The 19532-nt window shown below is 38.4% G+C and carries 9 protein-coding genes; 6 read left to right on the top strand and 3 right to left on the bottom strand.

The window, feature by feature from the left end:
- Window positions 1–258 precede the first annotated feature (258 nt).
- Window positions 259–1743 (bottom strand): leucine-rich repeat domain-containing protein, encoded by a 1485-nt coding sequence (locus tag WBG07_RS00705; protein WP_340198555.1) that lies wholly within the window; start codon window positions 1741–1743, stop codon window positions 259–261.
- A gap of 603 nt (window positions 1744–2346) precedes the next feature.
- Between WBG07_RS00705 and WBG07_RS00700 the strand changes: the two genes are divergently transcribed.
- Together WBG07_RS00700 and WBG07_RS00695 are read left to right on the top strand one after the other, a co-directional pair.
- Complete coding sequence (locus tag WBG07_RS00700) at window positions 2347–2646, top strand: HPF/RaiA family ribosome-associated protein (protein WP_340198554.1); 300 nt, start codon at window positions 2347–2349, stop codon at window positions 2644–2646.
- A 290-nt stretch (window positions 2647–2936) separates the two neighbouring features.
- Window positions 2937–6194, top strand: a complete 3258-nt coding sequence (locus WBG07_RS00695; RefSeq protein ID WP_340198553.1) for a hypothetical protein — start codon at window positions 2937–2939, stop codon at window positions 6192–6194.
- A 79-nt stretch (window positions 6195–6273) separates the two neighbouring features.
- Here the strand turns inward: WBG07_RS00695 and WBG07_RS00690 are convergent, their stop codons facing one another.
- A complete protein-coding gene (locus WBG07_RS00690) occupies window positions 6274–10914 on the bottom strand; it encodes a lamin tail domain-containing protein (RefSeq protein ID WP_340198552.1) in 4641 nt (1546 codons plus the stop codon).
- Window positions 10915–11622: 708 nt separating this feature from the next.
- Between WBG07_RS00690 and WBG07_RS00685 the strand changes: the two genes are divergently transcribed.
- The 3 genes from WBG07_RS00685 to WBG07_RS00675 all read left to right on the top strand — a co-directional run bounded on the left by WBG07_RS00685 (window position 11623) and on the right by WBG07_RS00675 (window position 17606).
- Window positions 11623–13854: a leucine-rich repeat domain-containing protein gene (locus tag WBG07_RS00685; protein WP_340198551.1), complete on the top strand. Its 2232-nt coding sequence runs from the start codon at window positions 11623–11625 to the stop codon at window positions 13852–13854.
- Window positions 13855–14007: 153 nt separating this feature from the next.
- Window positions 14008–17409 carry a leucine-rich repeat domain-containing protein gene (locus tag WBG07_RS00680; RefSeq protein ID WP_340198550.1) on the top strand — a complete coding sequence of 1134 codons (3402 nt, stop codon included), beginning with the start codon at window positions 14008–14010 and terminating at the stop codon, window positions 17407–17409.
- A complete protein-coding gene (locus tag WBG07_RS00675) occupies window positions 17406–17606 on the top strand; it encodes a hypothetical protein (RefSeq protein WP_340198549.1) in 201 nt (66 codons plus the stop codon). The genes WBG07_RS00680 and WBG07_RS00675 overlap by 4 nt, the downstream gene beginning before the upstream one ends.
- A gap of 25 nt (window positions 17607–17631) precedes the next feature.
- Here the strand turns inward: WBG07_RS00675 and WBG07_RS00670 are convergent, their stop codons facing one another.
- The gene (locus tag WBG07_RS00670; RefSeq protein WP_340198548.1) at window positions 17632–18480 is read right to left on the bottom strand and encodes a universal stress protein; all 849 of its coding nucleotides are present in this window, start codon (window positions 18478–18480) and stop codon (window positions 17632–17634) included.
- Window positions 18481–18687: 207 nt separating this feature from the next.
- Between WBG07_RS00670 and WBG07_RS00665 the strand changes: the two genes are divergently transcribed.
- A complete protein-coding gene (locus WBG07_RS00665; RefSeq protein WP_340198547.1) occupies window positions 18688–19221 on the top strand; it encodes a YceI family protein in 534 nt (177 codons plus the stop codon).
- The last annotated feature ends 311 nt before the right edge of the window (window positions 19222–19532 follow it).

Genomic DNA, 19532 nt, shown 5'->3' with positions numbered 1-19532 from the left:
AAAAGCTGCGAGATGTTGCGGCTGGGAACATGATAGCTTACGAATATTTACAAAATTAGATTCGCAATTTGCTTTTACATAATATCTGTGCCGATATAAGTCTAAAGACGTTATATCTGATATTATGCTAAAATAGCACAGCTATACGCAAATTGCTACAATATATTATTTGCCCTATAATTTATATTATGTAAAATAGAATAATTAACTACTGATAACATTACTAGCTCTTTCTAACTTATTATAATACACTATGCGCTACATACTTTGTTTTTGTACGGAGGTTTTACGCTCTGTTTTAACCTCTGTGCCAAATACCTCGCCTCCTTGTAAACGATGGTCTTCATTTAATGCAGTGGTCAAGGCTGTTAAGCTATCGTCTCTGGAGACTTTTTTAAATACCGTTTTTTGTGCTGCTACAAAGTTTTGATAGAATGCTGCCATCTCCGAATTTTTAAGACCTTCTAACTGCAATTGTAATTTTGCTGCGGTTAAACGCACCTCTGTATGCTCTGGCGCATTTTTTTTAGCTGGTATAAATACCTGCATTTCTTCGCTAAATTGCTGGGCATATTTTTTGGCTAATGGCAGAATATGTCTGCTTGAAAAATAGGGTTTTGCAATTGCTCTTACCTTTGCCAGATCAAACTCATACTTTCCGTCTTTTTTTATGGCTTCTTGTTTGTCGTTGGTCTTACATACTAACTGTACAAAGGCAAGTGCGGCTTCTTCTGAGATCAATCCAAACGAAATCTCCAAATTATCGGTTTTTGTTGGTAGTCTGTCCCTATCCCCTGTAATAGGTACTTTATTGTCTTCACGGTTTTCAGCATCTGCCAAATACAAACTATTGCTTAATCCTTGTACTTGTTCAATGAGTTCATTATCTCGTAAAATATCCTCGGCAAGCTGCGATAGAATATGTTCTTCAATGGCTTCTCTTTCTATAAAAGTGTACAGGTAATCTGGAATTTCTTCTTGTTTTTCTAAAAACTGACCAATATAAGCTTGCACCAAAAAGCTTTTTACAGGCGTAGGACAATCATTTAGCGAAGTGGCTATCTGTTGCACAAAAAGGCCTCTTTCTTCCTCAGGTAAATGGGTATTTAATGCATTATCTAAAAGGTGTCTGGCGGCTGGAAAATAGATCTTTTCTGAGTATTCATCGGTTTCAGGAAATTTTTCTAAAAACTCCTGAAAAATCTCTGGGGCACTTTTAAAATCGCCTCCTTCAATTTGAAAAAAGCCCAATTCAAGTGCGTTGAGTTCAATTGCCATTTCGGCAGCTCTAGGTTCACCATAAATAGCTTCCAGTACTTTTTTAGGATCTTGGGTTCTTTGATAAGCCGCCATATTGGTTCTAAGTACATTGCCTTTGAAGATAGCTGTTAAGCGTATTATTTCTTCTTTTTTTAATGGATTATCAGTTAAATCCAGTACTTGAAGATTTTTCAAGGTCTTAACGTCTTCCGGAAGCTCAATGAGCAGATTTTTAAACAAAATCAGGTTGGTAAGTTGTTTTAGGGTACCTATTTCTTTAGGCAATATGCGTATTTTATTATTGCCTAGCGCCAGTTTTTTAAGCTTTCGCATTTTTCGAATTCGGGGAATTAATAATTTAAGGTCTTCTGAAGTTAACCCTATGCCCGATAAAATGAGTAAATCACTCCCTTTAGATTTTGCCTCCTTAATTCTTCTTATCGCCTCTGAGAGTTGTGCTGATTTAGTTGGTATATTTCCCATATGGATTGTTTACCATAAGGTGGTGTAAACAAGCCATATCCCCTAGCTGCTTTTTAAAATAATCTGCTAATTTTAGTTGCTAAAATCTCACCATTTTTCTCTACTTACATTGAAGCTAAAATACAACTTGGGTACACGTAGTTTTACCTTTTAGAAATACGAATGATGGTTTGCAAAACTTACTTAACTCCTTTGTGATTTGCAAGGGCTTCTTAGTTGATTTTTATAAGTTTGCTGGGATATAGTTATTTTGATTTGTTTTGAACAGCTGCTTTTTGGCCTTACCGTATTCGTGGTAGTTGTTTGCTGCATAGGGCTGTTTAAAACCCATACAATACCAGAAACCCAACATACATAGAATAAAAGGAAACGTTTATGCTTTTTCATGATTGGTGTTGTTTGTTTGATTGATGTACAGCTAAGATAGCTGTATTTAACAGGTATAAATCTTAAAGCTTCGCCAAGAATCCTTAAAACTTTCCCAAAACATGCTGGTGCTGTCAAACTTAAATTTCTCTTAAAACTGACAAATATCTTTTTTTATGAAATGCGCAGTTCGTACCTTTTAACCAATAAATTAATCAAACACTAAATTACTGGATTATGCAAATAAATTTTGAATTTGTAGACCTTACGCAAAGCGATCGACTTGAAGAAATGACTATTGAAAAACTGAACAAATTAGCAGTTAGATATGATTTTCTAATTCGTGCAGATGTATTCTTTAAAAAAGAAAATACGGTTGGAGATAAAGGCAAAAAATGTAATATCAGGTTAAGTCTACCCGGACCTCGCATTTTTGCAGAGTCTGACGAAAAAAGCTTTGAAGCAGCCATGCATGAAACGGTTCGCGATTTGGAAGTACAACTCAAAAAACGGAAGGCTTCTATGTCTTCACATTAGGCAATAAAATGTATATATTAGATAAAAGTCCAGCAATTTGCTGGACTTTTTGTGTTTTTAGCTTGTCTTAAGAATTCTTTAGACAAGCTATTGTTTAAAATTTACAGACCTCAATTTCTTCTTGGCGATACAATAATGGAGGTGATTTTATCATTAAAATTTGTCATATCGAAGCCATTACGTACAGGTAAAAGATAGACTTTCATCAATTTTTTAAGGGTTGACTAAGTATTATCTAGCATTTTGGGGGTTCAGACTATTTAATCATACATAAGGTTAAAAACTGAAATATGCCAAAGGAAACATTACATGGGGATAGTTTACATGAAGCCCTCTTGAAAATTTTTTCCGACAACTACATCCATACTTCCATAAGTCGTACGCCAAGTGACGTGGTTCCTGATGTGAACCAATTCTTAACGGAATCCTCATCTTGGAACGAAGACCGTGAATGGCCACCATCTATTCAAGATGATGCCACCGGAGTGCCTAATATCGAATATAGAAGGGCAATGATAAATGCTATCGGGGAAACTCTTAACAATCTCGTAAAGGCCATTGCTGCCAGCGAAATTTTTACCGAAGAGGAGAAGTCATTGGAAAATGGAGAATACCAAGACCTGATGCGTGTCTTGGCTACCCCTGAATCGCTAAGCCCTATTTCTATGGAACCATCGGACATGGAAGGGTTATTGATACGTGATTTCACCTTTAATAAGCTGTATTGGAAAGATCCAGGGGCACACATACGGCTTATGCGGAATTTGTCGGGTGTTCTTGAAAAGATCTTCGCTATAAGGAACACTGCAGAAGGTACCCAAAAGGCAAAGCAGGCCCTAAAAGAAATGTTCCCGATGAATAAGAGCTTTTATGGTTTATGCCCGGCCGAACAATCGTATCGCATAAAGTCTGCAAAGAATTTGCTAGCGACCGAACCAAAGGAGACCCTTGTTGCCTATTGGAACCTTTATGTACAGGAAATTATGAAGGAGGCTCCCGAGGAAGGAACCCCTTCCATTTCAGAAAGGATACAGCAAGGAAATCAACTCCACTTCCCCTTTTTTGCAGATAGAATTTTTGGTGTATCGCCAGATCTTATCGAGGCTCATGATAAGAGTTTTGGCAGCGGGATAATTGGTCTAGACAACGATTGTCTTTCCATGGTAATAGAAAGATGTTTCGATTTTCCAAGATGGCTGGTCACTAATTTGGATAATAGCATCGAGGATATAATGAGGGGTTTTGACCAATTGGAAGATTTATCTGAACAGAACAGGGCAGTATACCACATTGAAAGGGATATTTTGACCCCATGGAGGGGGCTAGACAATAAGGAAGGGTTCATGAACGACGTCTTTGTTTTCGAAGAGGACGGGAAAGATTCAAGATTCGAAAAATCCGACACTATAATAAAAAAGGCCAAGGAAATTGTCGCCGGTTCAATATGTGAGATGACTGGTTTTGAACAGGTGTCGCTAAAAGCACTCTCCAAGTTGGAGGTATCACTTGAAAAACGGTTGGAATGTATCCCGATAGGTGAACGGTCTATTATTTGGCTTTTATTGTCCTACGAAAATAAAAATGATGATAGTGCCTCCTTCAAAACGATAATGGATGCATGCCCTAAAACAAATAGAACAGGAGTTGTTTCTCATGCATTGTACAACTTTGCCAATAAGGGGAATGTTCAGGCCATGGAGCGGCTGTTTAACATCTGTCCGGAGCCGATAAGGAATCAGGTCATGGCCGATACTCTTTTGAAATGTTCTGAACTGGAGCATCTGGAACCCTTGAAACACGCAATGCAGATATGCCCGGAAACAAATAGAACGGGAGTTGTTTCTCATGTATTGTACAACTTTGCGAATAAGGGAGATGTCCAGGCCATGAAGCGGCTGTTTAACATCTGTCCGGAGCCGATAAGGAATCGGGTCATGGCCGATACTCTTTTGAAATGTTCAAAACTCGAGAACCTGGAACCCTTGAAACACGCAATGCAGGTATGCCCGGAGACAAATAGAACGGGAGTTATTTCTCATGTATTGTATAACTTTGCGAATAAGGGAGATGTCCAGGCCATGGAGCGGCTGTTTAACATCTGTCCGGAGCCGATAAGAAATCTGGTCATGGCCGATACTCTTTTGAAATGTTCAAAACTCGAGAACCTAGATCCCTTGAAACACGCAATGCAGGTATGCCCGGAAACAAATAGAACGGGAGTTATTTCTCATGTATTGTACAGCTTTGCAAATAAGGGTAATGTCCAGGCCATGGAGCGGCTGTTTAACATCTGTCCGGAGCCGATAAGAAATCAGGTCATGGCCGATACTCTTTTAAAATGTTCAAAACTCGAGAACCTAGATCCCTTGAAACACGCAATGCAGGTATGCCCGGAAACAAATAGAACGGGAGTTATTTCTCATGTATTGTACAGCTTTGCAAATAAGGGTAATGTCCAGGCCATGGAGCGGCTGTTTAACATCTGTCCGGAGCCGATAAGAAATCAGGTCATGGCCGATACTCTTTTAAAATGTTCAAAACTCGAGAACCTAGATCCCTTGAAACACGCAATGCAGGTATGCCCGGAAACAAATAGAACGGTAGTTGTTTCTCATGTATTGTACAGCTTTGCAAATAAGGGGAATGTCCAGGCCATGGAGCGGCTGTTTAACATCTGTCCGGAGCCGATAAGGAATCAGGTCATGGCCGATACTCTTTTAAAATGTTCAAAACTCGAGAACCTAGATCCCTTAAAACACGCAATGCAGGTATGCCCGGAAACAAATAGAACGGGAGTTGTTTCTCATGTATTGTACAGCTTTGCAAATAAGGGGAATGTCCAGGCCATGGAGCGACTGTTTAACATCTGTCCGGAGCCGACAAGGCATCAGGTCATTGTCAATACACTTTTTAAATGTTCAAAACTCGAGCATCTGGAATCCTTGAAACACGCAATGCAGATATGCCCGGAAACAAATAGAACGGGAGTTATCTCTCAAGTATTGTACAGCCTTGCAAATAAGGGAGATGTCCAAGCCATGGAGCGGCTATTTAAATCCTGTCCAGACCCATCACTAAATGCAAAGGTTGCTGGCACGGTGCTGTACAATTTTGCTAAACGAACTGATCACTTAGGAACTCAGGGAATAGAGAAGGTACTCCAGGCATGTCAAGGAGCATTGAAGGAGCAAAGTATCGCTATGGGGTTGGCAGCCTGTAGGATGAGAAAAGAGGATCAGGTCAAAGAACGGATTCTCAAAGCCTGCACGGAACCACTAAAGAAAAAGGTGTTGAAACTGGAATCAGACTTAATGCAACGAAAGCCCTCATTGTATCAAAATGTTAAAATATCCAGTGTGCCTCAGGAATCAAGACCAGACCTTTCTGCTTTAACAAGACTTACTCCGCATACAGCTCGCGCACAGGCCAGCAGTGACCATACCAAAAAGGAGTCCGTACACAAGAGGAAACAAGACGAAAATAAAGGCCAGGTACGGGACGGAAAACCTGATTTAAAGCCGCCTCCAAAAAAATCAAAAAAAAGGTAGTTAAGGGTGCATAATTTGAATTGTGTCTAAAAAAAAACCCGGACATGCCGGGCTTTACTAGTGTTTTTGTGTGAATAATTTATCGCTTAATTAGCACTTTTACTTTTTGTACCACTCCGTTTACTGTAGGTTTTACATAGTAGAACCCTCTACGTAGTCCGGTTAAGTCTAAATCAACTAAAGAACTTCCGGCTGCTATTGCGTGAGAAGTCTGTAATACAAGCTGCCCCGTATAATCATATACATTAATGGCAACAGAAGTACCCACCGCACTGTTTAGGTATATCGTAGTATAATTTGCTACTGGATTGGGTGCTATTCTCATACCAGTTACTACCATTGGGTTGTTTACACCTTGATCACAACTACCTAGTACTGCACCTCTTCTTAAGAATGTAGGTACAGCAGATGGCGGTAAGCAATACTCTCTACCTCTGTAACACAATTGAACTCTTGGGTTTCTGGGATTGTTTCCACAAGCAAGATCTACTACCTCTACCGTTACTTCGGCTGTGATAGTACAACCGTTTGTGTCTGTTACGGTTACCGTATACGTAGTGGTTTCTTCTGGGCATACATTAAGAGTTGCTCCGGTTGCTCCTGTACTCCACTCATAGGTGTAGCCTCCGGTACCACCTGTAACGCCTAATACCGAAAGATCTGCACAAGATTCAGCAGCTTCATACCCTACATACACCAAGGCATCTTCCGATACTTCTATAGAAAGTGCTTCTGGTGCGCTAATAGTAATTACCGCATCTAAAGAATCTCCATTTTGATCTGTTACTGTAACAGTGTACTCCCCTGCTCCTAGCTCTATAGCTTCCGCAGTGGTTTGTCCGTCACTCCATAAATAGGTGTAAGGTGCAGCCCCTCCATTTACAGTTACTGTGGCTGTTGCAGTTTCATCTGCACACAGAATTTCTGTAGCAGAAACCGTTAATTCTAGAGGTTCTATTAAAATTAAACGCGCAGATACCGGAAAGTGATCGGATGCGGTGTTTGTATAATCATTGTCATAGAATTCATAATGAACAGTAGCCGATCCATCTAAATATGCATCAAATAATTCATTAGATACAGCAATATGATCAATCATATTCTCACGGAATACAAAGGAACGGAAACCTTGCTCGCTTAAGGTATCTGTAACTATTTGATACCGTTCAGTATCGTTCACATAAGCTTCAAAACTGGATATAGTTGATGAAATATCGGCTACAGTCTCATCTACATCATCATTGTAATCTCCTAAGAGGATAAACTTCTTATCTGCAAATTGTACATCTAATGAATCTTTTAATACCTCAACATCATACTTACGCATGTCATATCGGTTTTGCGATGCGTTGCCACTATTTGCCCTTGCATGAAGTGATATAAGGCTTATCTCCTCGGTTACATTATTAATAGTTACATCTGCCGTCATCAAGAACGGAAGCCTCCCGCTTGCATAAAAACGATCTGTAGTACTCGGGTAGTTTACCAAAGCAGTATCGTCTCCCCCATTGTAGAGTGGATGAATAGTCTTCAATAAAGCACGTGTTTCTTTAGGAGTTACTGTACTGGTTTTATAAATAAAGCCTAACTTCTGGAAAGGTGGCGTTCCTTGCGGATTGGAGAAGGCATCAGATAAAATAAAGTCATATCCCGGAAGCCCTGCTACCAATTCTGCAAATAAAGCATCATCTGCTATTTCTTGTACCGTAATTACATCAGCATCTAATGCTAATATCACACTTCTAACGCTGTCTCTTTGAATAGGGTCTGATAATGGATTCCCGGCAGCTGGCGAATTATTCTCATCTCCAAACCACTCAATATTCCATGAAACTACATCAAAACTATCGTCTTTAGATACTGGCGAATTATTTGCTGGATTCTCATATGGAACTGCACAAGAAAGATCTGAAAATTGTCTTGGTAGTAATTGATAGGATTCTCTAAACCTACCTACTACGCCTATTGCTTCTGCACAGCTTTCTGGTTGCGCCAAGCCTACCAATGCAGCAACATCATTATCAATTCTAATTTCTCCATTTCCGCTAGCATCAGATACAATCACATTTGAATTTCCAAATAAAAGTTCGGCTGGATCTGGAAATACCGGATTTATAACTCTTACAAGCTCCCCTGGGTAATTTGCCAACTCTGCAAGCGTAATAGTTCTGGGTTGGATGGGTTCATTTGGTAATCCGTTTGCCACTACCGCATTTACAGGACTTATTTGTATTTGATCATTAAAGGCACTTCTAACACCTGTTAGCGTGATGGAATCTCCTATAGCAAAAATACCTTCTCCATGCACCGTTGCATCAAAAATGGCGATACCCCCTGTAGAATCTTGAATGTATGCAGAACCTGCAAATTGATCACTTACGGTAAGTACTCCAGAAATAGTAACTGTGGTGCCTAAAACCGCATTTCTAGCTTCGGCAATAGTAACCGGATCTCCTGGTGTTACAGTACCTCCATTCTCTGTTCCTGGTGTAGGTGTGGCTTGTGTATACGTAGTTGTATTACGTGGTCCCCCTTCTCCGTTTGGAATACGTTGCGAAGATTGTCCATCTTTATCACCACCGCCACCTTCATTTACTTGTGCTTCTCCCGCATTCAATAAAGTTAAAAGCGCTATATCATCTGCATCATTAGTATCGTATACAATCGCATCAATCAGGTTTTCTGTGGTCACAGCTGTTCCGTTAGGGAAGCTTGCGGCATCTGCCTGATACAAGGCTACTGCATCTGCTCCATTTTGAAAAGTGTTTCCGGGTACTACTAAGCCTACGTTTGCTACGCCGGCATTTCCCACCACAAAATACCCTTCAGCATTGGTAGTGAATCCACTTAAATCTATCGTATTATAAGAGGTGTCTCCGTTTCCATTATACAATACCAAAATATAGCCTGATAGTGAAGTATTACCGCTTCCGCCATCGTATAATTCTACAAACTCCTCCACGTCTGAACCTGCGGTATCTGCATCTAATTCGTTAATAATCAGATTAACTTCTTCGGTTGCATTGGTATTTGCACGTCCAGGTGTTGGAATTGCATTTACATAGGTGCTTGTATTTCGCAATCCACCGCTTCCATTTGGAAAACGTTGAATAGACTGGATGTCTTTTCCTGAAATAGCATCTTCATTTACCTGAGGCTCACCTGCATTTAACAATATGAGTAAATCTGCATCGTCTCCATCATTGGTGTCGTATACTACCGCATCTTCTAGTCCGGTTAAGGTAACTGCTGTTCCATTTGGAAAATCACTAGCATTCGCTTTATAAAGTGCTACCGCATCCGCTCCATTCTGGAGTCCGTTACTTCCAAAAACAATAGATACATTGGCAACATCTGCATTTCCTAGTACTAAATAACCGTTTGCATTGGTAGTAAATCCGTTTAGATCATAAGTAGCATAACTTAGATTGTTAGACCCGTTATAAAAAACCAATACATACCCGTCTAGAGAAGCATTTCCTACCCCTCCGTCAAACAACTCTACAAACTCAAGGGTGTCTGTGCCTGCGGTATCAGCATCCACTTCATTGATTACTAAGACTATTGGAGCGACTACATTTGCCAAAGCATTTTCTGCACCAGGTGTATTGAGTGCTTCTCCATTTTCGGCAACCGCCGTTGGAAAACTAGGTAACCCCTGTCCGTCAAAATCATTACGCGTCCAATCGCTTGTATTCCCTGTGTTTGTGCCGTCAGGAATTCGTGAGGCACCTCCAACCGTAAAGCTACTTCCGTCAAAACTTTGTACCAACGTAAGTGTGCTATAGTTAAAATCTCCAGTACCGCCATCGTTTACTCCTATTCCATCTATAATAGCTTCCCAAGGAGTTACATCTGGCGTTCCGTCATCATCAGTATCTAAGTCATCACCAAGTGCTCCAGTGAAATTCTTTACCAGTAGCAAGGTAACGGTACCATTTTCAAAGGTATTAGATCCAAATCCGGTGGTCCAATAACCATTACTGTCTGTAGTTCCTAGGGCAATTACTTCATCAATAATTCCGGGAGCATTGCTATCTCCTTCAATTTCTATTAATGTATAACTGCTTAAATCTGTATTGGGTGTACCTTTTATTTCTACAAACTCATCCGTATCAGATCCGGTATGATTAAATACAAATTCGTTGATTACTGGTTCTGGGGTGCCAAATACCTGATTAACATTAACTGCGTTATAGCTGCTCGCCACGGGAGGTTTCCAGGTAAAATCTTCATATACGGTACCTTCGCCAGCTAATTGAAGCGAAGTACCTATAGGATTTCCGGTTTCGGCGACTCCAATGTCTGTACTAAGAACACCATCTGCTACCCCACCTACTCCGGTAAGTGTGCCTTCATAACTTAAAAACTGAATGAGGTTGTTTGAGGCATCTGCAAGTGCAATTCCATCTGGCGATCCGTTTTGGATACCATTTGAAGGAAGCACTACTGCCGATGTACCATAACCGCCTTGTTCATCTGCTAATACTCCAGATAGGGTGATGGTGTTGTACACAGACCCATTAGATCCGTTATACAGCACTAAGGTATATCCTGTTAAATCTGTGCCTGCAGGGCCTGCTACTTCGATAGCTTCGTCTACATCTGTACCAGTATTATCATAATGAATTTCATTGATAAAAACCGATTGTGCTGTTATCGGCAATACCGAAAACAAGAGCAGCCCTAAGACTGACAAAAAAAGTAATTTTACTTTCATTTAATTAGAATTTAATTGAGGTTACTAATTAGTATATTGAAACAAACGAACTACACCTATTCATAAAAGGGATATGAATTGGATTGATACAATTTATTTCTGTTAATAAATAATGGTTACGAAATTAAAATGCTGTTTTAAACCAAAGGATAACAGTATATTAAGCTATGATTACGATTGTGATAAAATTGGGGCTTTTTCTTACTTTATTCCGACATAAAAATATTTAAAATTCATAAAAACTACAATCGTACATGGAGATAATCGTTTATCGGAAGAGAACTCCCGATCAAAGGATTTTATATGCCTAATACCTATTTGTTTATGAATTTAAAGATGTGCTAAATTTGATGGAAACACCAGATACAAAAGAATTTTAATAACTGCATTGGCTACTAGTTAAGCCACTTCTTAAACCAGTTTTAAGATCAAAAATTAATTTCTGTATTGATTGATACAATTTTGAACCTATTAAAACCAACTATTGATAAGAGATTAAAGATGTTTTTTTAATACGTTGAAGCCCATGAAAGCTTAATAATTGATTTAGTTTCATTTTAGACAAGAAACATTATTAAGGCTAGTTTTTAGCATATAGGTGCGCCAGATATACTATTGATTTACCAACTATTACATTGCTTGTTTAAGTTTTGTAATAAATATGTATTTTTCCAATGGTTTGAATAACACGCTTAAAATTTTAGAATTATGCCAGAAGACATAGTAGTTTCAGAAGCTGTCACGCAAGCATTGGAAAAAATAAATACCTGGGAATCACAAAACCCACCTACAACAACGACCCCAGCGGCATTAGATCTTTCGGGAATGGGGCTTACTAACAAAGACCTTGAAGACCTGATACCAGAGTTATCAGGGCTCAGCAACCTTAACATGTTAATAATTAGTCATAACGAGTTAACAAAATTACCCGATGAGATAGGATTGTTAAGCAACCTACAGGTATTAGCAGCAGATAATAACAAATTAACAGAATTACCTTCCAAAATAGGAAGGCTTACGGAGCTTGTATTATTAAAAATTAACGATAATGAGTTGACAGCATTACCGCAAGAGATAGAACAACTCCAAAACCTTGTTGATTTAGATGCCAGTAACAATCAACTAAATACACTAACGAAAGCAATTGGACAGCTGACTAATCTTGAAAATCTACTAATTAGCAACAATCAGCTAACTGAATTACCTCCAGAGGTTGGAAATCTCAGTAAGCTCAGAGTGCTGAAGGCTGATAATAATGATTTAGTGATATTACCTCGAGAGATTGGAGGTCTCAGTAAGCTCAACACGTTGGAGGCTGATAATAATAAATTAGCAGGATTGCCTCCAGAAATCGGACGGCTTAGTGAACTACAGGTACTATCAGCTTCAAATAATCAATTGCTAGAATTACCGTCAACTATTGGTTACCTTACTAAGCTTGAAATGTTGCTGCTTAGCGATAACAAGTTGGCTAAATTTCCCCAACAGGTGGGAAAGCTCAGTAATCTTTTAAAACTAGATGCAAATAACAATCAATTAACAAAATTAACTTCGCATATAGCGATGCTTGGCGAGCTTCAGGAATTAGGAATTAGAAATAACCTTTTAACTGAAGTACCACGGCATATTTTGGCGCTTCAAAACCTTACGGAATTAGATGCCGCAAGAAATCCTCTTAATGAGGAATCATTAAAATTACTCACAGATACATTTCCGGCGGGAGGGTCAACAATGTTGCGTACCGAATCTGATAGTATCGAAAAATTAAATATTCTATATCCCAATGCATCAAGAGAAGAAATACTTCAAAAAGACTTGCGTATAGGAAGCTTAAATCGTGAAGGCACCAGTTTTACGGATGGTAATGATAGAAAGGCTAGTATGCTAAAAGGAGATAAAGTAGTAGATATATTTCTTGCACACGTAAAAGCAAATCATGAAGGGCCAGACGTCACAAAACTTTATCATGATGCTACAACCTATCTTCTTGAAAGAGCACTTAGCACAGACAGTGCTGATTCTGAAGCTGCACTTACCCAACTGGCATCTTCGTTGGGTAATTGTCCCACACCAGTTATAGACTTTATGGAAAAAACAGGGGTTCAATTAGCCCTCGATTCTAGCAAAAATATAAGTGAAACTTTAAGAACCATACTGCATAGACAAGCTTTTGAAGCTCATATAAATAAGGAACGTATTGTACCATTTTCCTTAAAAGAACGTATTGAATTCGTTCAAGGGCTTACCAATACGTTGTTCCTTGAAAATGCAGAAACAAAACCAGAAAATACGTTAAAAATTCAAGGAAATCGACCAAGGATCACTCCTAAGACTGAAAATATAGAATTCGCCTTTGAGCAAATCACGGAAAAAATGAGCGCAGAGTTTGCTAAAAGTTGTTGTATCACCGATGACAGTAATAACCCCATTGAAGATGCTCAGGGGCAGTATCAATTAGACCCCGACAAATATTTTACAATTACGGAGAAGTATTTAGAAAATCAAGGCATTTTAGATGTTAAAGCGCAGGCTAGAAAACACTTCATAGAGGAGCTAACCCAATTAATAAGACAACCTGAGAATAGAGAACTTGCCATAGACAATGATTTAATAGACTTTGAAAAAAGAGAAGATAGTTTGCGACTGGCTATGAAAACAGCTCCTGATGATCAGGTTAAGACGATTATTGATCAAAATCGTGAAGAATTTAAGGTTGAAATGGAAAGAGTTAGGAACGAATACGACCTCTCACCAGCATCTGGAGTTGTTCAAGATGCAGGTAGTCAACAAGCACAGAGCCCAAGCCTACCGCTTGGAGATATGGTGATTCCTAGTAATGAAGCACAACGTACTAGAACACCAACCAATAGAAGAAATAGGAATGCAAATACGAATGAAAACAGAAGTACTACTCCTAGAATAAGTAGAAGAAATAATTGAAAAATAAAACAGTGCTACAACAATACATCGCTAAGAAGGTTTTTAATAAAGCATGAAATTCAGTATTATGCATTGCAAGTCTTACTATCAAAGCACTCAAAAGAACACATACTTTTATTATACAGGACATACCCTTATAAAAAAAATTAGCCTATGCCAGATATTCCAGTTTCAGATGCTTTAAGACAAGCAAGAGAACAGATTAATGCTTGGAAATCACAAAATCCTCCTTCAACTCTTCAACCAAAACCACTTGTTTTTTCCGGGCTTGGTCTTACGAATGAGGATCTTACAGCTCTCATCCCAGAGTTAGGACAACTCAACAATCTTACAATGCTAAGACTTGATAATAACCAGTTAACGGCATTGCCCCCAGAGATAGTACAGTTAAATAATCTGACAGCACTTGGGCTTGAAGGTAATCAGTTAACAACATTGCCCCCAGAGATAGGCCAGCTCAACAACCTTAGTAGATTATTACTCAATAACAATCAACTAACAACCTTGCCAACAGAGATTGGGCAGCTCAGTAGCCTTTCTACACTAGGACTTCAAAACAACCAATTAACAGCATTGCCTGCAGAGATTGGACAGTTAAGCAATCTTACCAGATTAGGAGTAGAAAACAATCAGTTAACGACATTGCCCGCAGAGATAGGACAGCTAGGCAGCCTCTCCATCCTAGCACTTCAAAACAATCAGTTAACAGCATTGCCTGAAGAGATAGGACAACTCGATAGCCTAAAAAGCCTAGCACTTAACAACAATCAGATTACCGAATTACCTGTACAGATAGGACAGTTAAGTAATCTGACGGCACTTGGGCTTGAAGGTAACCAGTTAACCACCTTGCCAAGAGAGATAGGACAACTCGCTAGTCTTGCAATGCTAGTGCTTAATAACAACCAGATAGCCGAATTACCTGCGGAGATTGGAGCACTAAGTAGCCTTACCATGCTAAAACTTGACAATAACGAGCTCACCGAATTACCAGTAGAGATTGGTGGATTGCAAAGCCTTACAGGGTTAACACTTCACGAAAATCAGTTAACCCAATTGCCCGAGGCGATTGGACAGCTTATTAATCTTAAAGCATTATCACTAAATAATAACCAATTAACAGCATTGCCTCAAACGATTGGACTACTCAATAACCTTACGGGATTAATACTTCACAGTAACAAGTTGACGGAATTACCAGCAGAGATAGGACAACTTAGTAATCTTATAACACTAGAACTTGACAACAATCGGTTAACAGCATTGCCTGAAGAGATAGGACAGCTTGGTAACCTTAATGTATTATCACTTAATAATAACCAAATAACGGTATTGCCCGCCGCAATGGGACAGCTTAGTAACCTTAATGTATTATCACTTAGTAATAACCAAATAACGGTATTGCCCGCCGCAATTGGACAGCTTAGTAAGCTTAAAGCATTTGCAATTAATAATAACCAATTAACAACATTACCAGTAGAGATTAAAAATCTTAAGGAGCTTAAAAAACTAGGCCTTGCCAGCAACCAATTCACCGCATTGCCAGAAGAGATAGGACAGCTTGATAACCTTACAATGTTAAGGATTACCAATAACGGGTTAACTACCTTGCCTGCAGCGATTGGACAGCTCAGTAAACTGGCAGGACTAGAGATTGAAAACAATAAGTTAATTTCGTTACCTTCCGAAATGGGACAGCTTAGAGAACTTGTAGAGCTAGGGCTTAAAAATAATCAGATAGCAGAATTACCAACAGAGATAGGACAGCTTACTAAGCTTACCAAATTAAGACTTGATAATAATCAGTTAGCTAGATTACCCGCAGCGATTGTACAGCTTAGAGAACTTGTAGAGCTGGGGCTTGAAAATAATCAGATAACAGTATTTCCTCCAGAGATTTTACAGCTAGGTAAACTTGCAACCTTGAGACTTAGTAATAATGAGTTAACAGCATTGCCTCCAGAAATGGGACAGCTGAGTACCCTTGAAACATTAAGACTTGACAACAATCAAATAACAACATTGCCTATAGAAATTGGAGCACTAGATAACCTAACGTTGCTAGGACTTGGCGGAAACCGTTTAACAACCTTGCCCACAGAAATAGGACAACTTAGTAGCCTTCAAGTACTAGGGCTTCGCGACAACCAGCTAACAGTATTGCCTGTGGAGTTTGGGCAACTCGCTAGTCTTCAAGGGTTAGGACTAGAAAACAACCTTATAACTACCTTGCCTTCAGAAATTGCGGGGCTTGGAAATCTTGAAAGATTGGAAATTGTGAGGAATCCTCTTTCTGAGGAAACGTTAACATTTCTTAGCAACGGTTTCCCTGAAGAGCAGGAGATCACCGTAAATATAGAATCTGACAGCATTGGAAAACTAAACATTTTATACCCTAATGCATCAAAAGAACAAATAGCTCAAAAAGACTTGCGCATCGGAAGTTTAAATCGTAGAGACACTAGTTTTATGGATGGAAATGATTTAAGACCGAGTAGCCTAAAAGGTAGTGAAGTAGTAGATAGCTTTCTTGCACGATTAGAAGTGGATCATGGGGGGGCAGATGTTACAAGACTCTATCATGGGGCTACAACACACCTTCTTGAAAGATCTCTTGGCACAGATACTACTGATTCAGATGCTGCGCTCACCCAGTTAGCATCTTCGCTAGGTAATTGCCCCACACCAGTAATGGATCTTATGGAAAAAACGGGTGTTCAATTAGCCTTAGGATCAGCTAAAGAAATAAGTACAACTTTAAAAACCATACTTCATAGACAGGCTTTTGAGGCCTTGATAAAGAAGGAACGTATGGTTCCTTCTGATTTAAAAGAACATATTGAAGCTGTTCAAGGTCTTACCAATGCATTGTTCCTTGAAAACGCAGAAACAAGAGCAGAAAACACTTTAAAAATTCAAGGCGATAGACCACGGATAGCCGCTAAAACTAGTTTTATAGAGGTTGGTTTTAAGGAGATAAAGGAAGAATTTAGAGATAAGTTTGCCAAACTCTGTTGTAAAACCGATGATAGTAGCAATCCTATTAAAGATCATCAAGGTCTGTATCAATTAGATCCAGATAAGTATTACACCGTTACTCAAAAATACATAGAAAAACAAGGCATTTTAGATACCAAAGCGCAAGCCAGAAAAAAATACATCCGTGAGATAACACAACTCATGGAAGAACCTAATAACAGAGATCTGTCTGTAGATTTAGATTTAGTAGATTTTGAAAAAATAGAAGATAATTTGAGACTTGCGATGAGAACCGTACCTGATGATCAAATTGAGTCCGTAATAGATCAAAATCGTACAGAGTATTTAACTAAGATGGAAGAAGTTAGAAAAGAATATGGTATTGCAGAAGCACCAGAGATTGTTCAAAACACAAGCGAAGCAACAATACCGCTTCCAGGCTTAATGATTGCTTCTAATGAAGCGCAAAGTCCTCCGGAAAATGCTCCACGCAGGAGCTCAAGAATAAGAAAAGCCAGAAGCAATTCTCAGAGTGATACCTCTAATAAAAGAAGAAGAGGTCCGGGCAGTGGTTGAACAAAGAGGCTACGGGTCAATTTTATGCAGCTATACCGCAAGAGTCAAGAGATACATATTCTCAACAAAAGAGCTGCCATCGCTTTACCGATGAAAGGTTTATAGTAGCAGAAAGTTCAAAAAAGATAGAGTCTATGCTTATTTCTGAAGCAGAACTCAATGACGAAAAGATTAGGGCTCTTTATATTCCAAATTAATGATAAACTGTTTTTTTCGATTTGGTTAAAGACTTTTTCTCAAAACAAGCATAGGTATCTTGGTATGATAACTGATATTCTTAGTAGGATGGGTATTGAAGAGTCTGTCTAAAAAAGAATGTTTTTGGGTGAGCATACAAAGCATTGCCGTTTTTCTGCTTTGTGCGAAAATATGAATAGCTTTCTCTACAGAATGATCAGTAAGTAAATGATACTGCGGTTTTACTATTTTTATTAAATCATCTAAATGCTCTCTTACCAATTCTTTTTCTGGGATAGGCTTGTCTCCTTTTGTTAATATATGCGCTACATGAAGCTCTGCTTTTGTTTGTTGTACTAAATCTACTAATGGCTTTAATTCAGATCTTTCAAAATAGTAATCGTAATCTGTAAAAAAGGCAATTTCCTTAAATGGTTCATAAATGGCAGTTTCGGGAACTACTATCAAAGAATAAGAAGAGTTAGCAATCACCCTAGCTGTATTGCTTCCTAGCACTATTTCCTTAAGTCCACTAGCTCCTTTGGTTCCCATAACGATTAAATCGGCTTTTTTATTTTCTGCAACTTCATCAATAACATCCTTTATAAAGCCATATGTAGCTATAATTTCAAATGAATGATTTGGATTATTAAAAGAACTTTTAATTTGATCTAAAACTTCTTCAAGTCCTTGTTCAGCACTTTTTTGAGATATTTCCATGAGTCTTTTCGCCGTGATGGCAGATGTCATTGTATTGCTAGGTTCTGGCATAGGGGGCGAATACGCATGCAATAAATAAAATGAACAATGTTCTTCAGAAAATAATTGTAATGCGTAAGCGATGGCATTGTATGCGTTAGGTGAAAAATCGGTAGGAATGACAATTCTTTTCATAAGATTCAATTTTATAATTTTAAAAATAAAGTGGAAATCATTAGAAAAGAATGATATATATCAGGCATCTTTAGCCTTTTTCTTATGTTGTTTAGCTTTTTCAGGGTTTGGAAAACAGATAAAACTTAGTTGAAAACACTTAATATAGAAGATTATTGACTGATAATCAGATTTTTAGTATATTTAAGTGCCCTAAATTTTAAAACTATGCTACTTGCAAAAAAATTGCTTGCTATTGCAGGCTTAGGAATTTTAGTTATTTTCTTTCTATCTCCTCCCAAAATAGAAGTATTAGATAATCAAGCGTCTATTCGCCTAGAATTGGCTTCAGAGCGTATTTCAGGAACAATTAATGGTTTAGAAACGGAGGTTCTTTTTGACGCTAAAAATCTTTCTGAATCTATTATAAGAGCAACTTTGGAGGTAGGCACTTTAAGCACGGGGAATATGGTTAGGGACATTAAGTTCGGATCTAGAAAATACCTTCACAAAAAAAAACACCCTGTTATTTCATTTAAAAGTTTACAAATTAAAGATGTTGGTAATGGTTATTTGATCACCGGAGAACTTACCATTAAAGACATTACAAAAGAAACGGTATTCCATGTAGGCTATACACAAGGCAGTATTGTGGGGGTTGGTTCCATTAATCTGATGGATTATGGAATTGAGTTATCTGAAAAACGCTATGAAAATAAAATGGATGTATATATAGATTTTCCTCTAGCTAGACCGGAGTAATTTATTTAGAATATGTGCACTCCTCAAGAACTGGAGCCCTACTTGAATAAAAAAATAAAGGCGGTTACGTATGCCCCTAGTAACCGCCTTTAAGCAACTTAACCTACTTAATTGCTGTGATGTTCATTACAGCCGAATACGATTAAAAATCAAATATCGCCTGTAGCGTTTAACTATATGAAAATTAATTTTTCATATTTAGTAAATAAAATGCCTAAAAATGGATGGGTTGTTCTTAGATAAAACCAAAAGGAAATAATTGAATTTAATTTGAGGCATTTTTTCAATATTCTTTAATACAATAACGCTAA

This window comes from Ascidiimonas meishanensis (assembly GCF_037782385.1).
Classification (GTDB): domain Bacteria; phylum Bacteroidota; class Bacteroidia; order Flavobacteriales; family Flavobacteriaceae; genus Ascidiimonas; species Ascidiimonas meishanensis.
The sequence above is the reverse complement of the archived record's forward strand: the minus strand, read 5'-3'. Positions and strand labels throughout refer to the sequence as shown.

What these genes read in the sequence shown, in the direction of transcription:
- WBG07_RS00705 (WP_340198555.1), bottom strand. Translation starts at nt 1,743, where the DNA reads ATGGGAAATATACCAACTAAATCAGCACAACTCTCAGAGGCGATAAGA.
- WBG07_RS00700 (WP_340198554.1), top strand. Translation starts at nt 2,347, where the DNA reads ATGCAAATAAATTTTGAATTTGTAGACCTTACGCAAAGCGATCGACTT.
- WBG07_RS00695 (WP_340198553.1), top strand. Translation starts at nt 2,937, where the DNA reads ATGCCAAAGGAAACATTACATGGGGATAGTTTACATGAAGCCCTCTTG.
- WBG07_RS00690 (WP_340198552.1), bottom strand. Translation starts at nt 10,914, where the DNA reads ATGAAAGTAAAATTACTTTTTTTGTCAGTCTTAGGGCTGCTCTTGTTT.
- WBG07_RS00685 (WP_340198551.1), top strand. Translation starts at nt 11,623, where the DNA reads ATGCCAGAAGACATAGTAGTTTCAGAAGCTGTCACGCAAGCATTGGAA.
- WBG07_RS00680 (WP_340198550.1), top strand. Translation starts at nt 14,008, where the DNA reads ATGCCAGATATTCCAGTTTCAGATGCTTTAAGACAAGCAAGAGAACAG.
- WBG07_RS00670 (WP_340198548.1), bottom strand. Translation starts at nt 18,480, where the DNA reads ATGAAAAGAATTGTCATTCCTACCGATTTTTCACCTAACGCATACAAT.
- WBG07_RS00665 (WP_340198547.1), top strand. Translation starts at nt 18,688, where the DNA reads ATGCTACTTGCAAAAAAATTGCTTGCTATTGCAGGCTTAGGAATTTTA.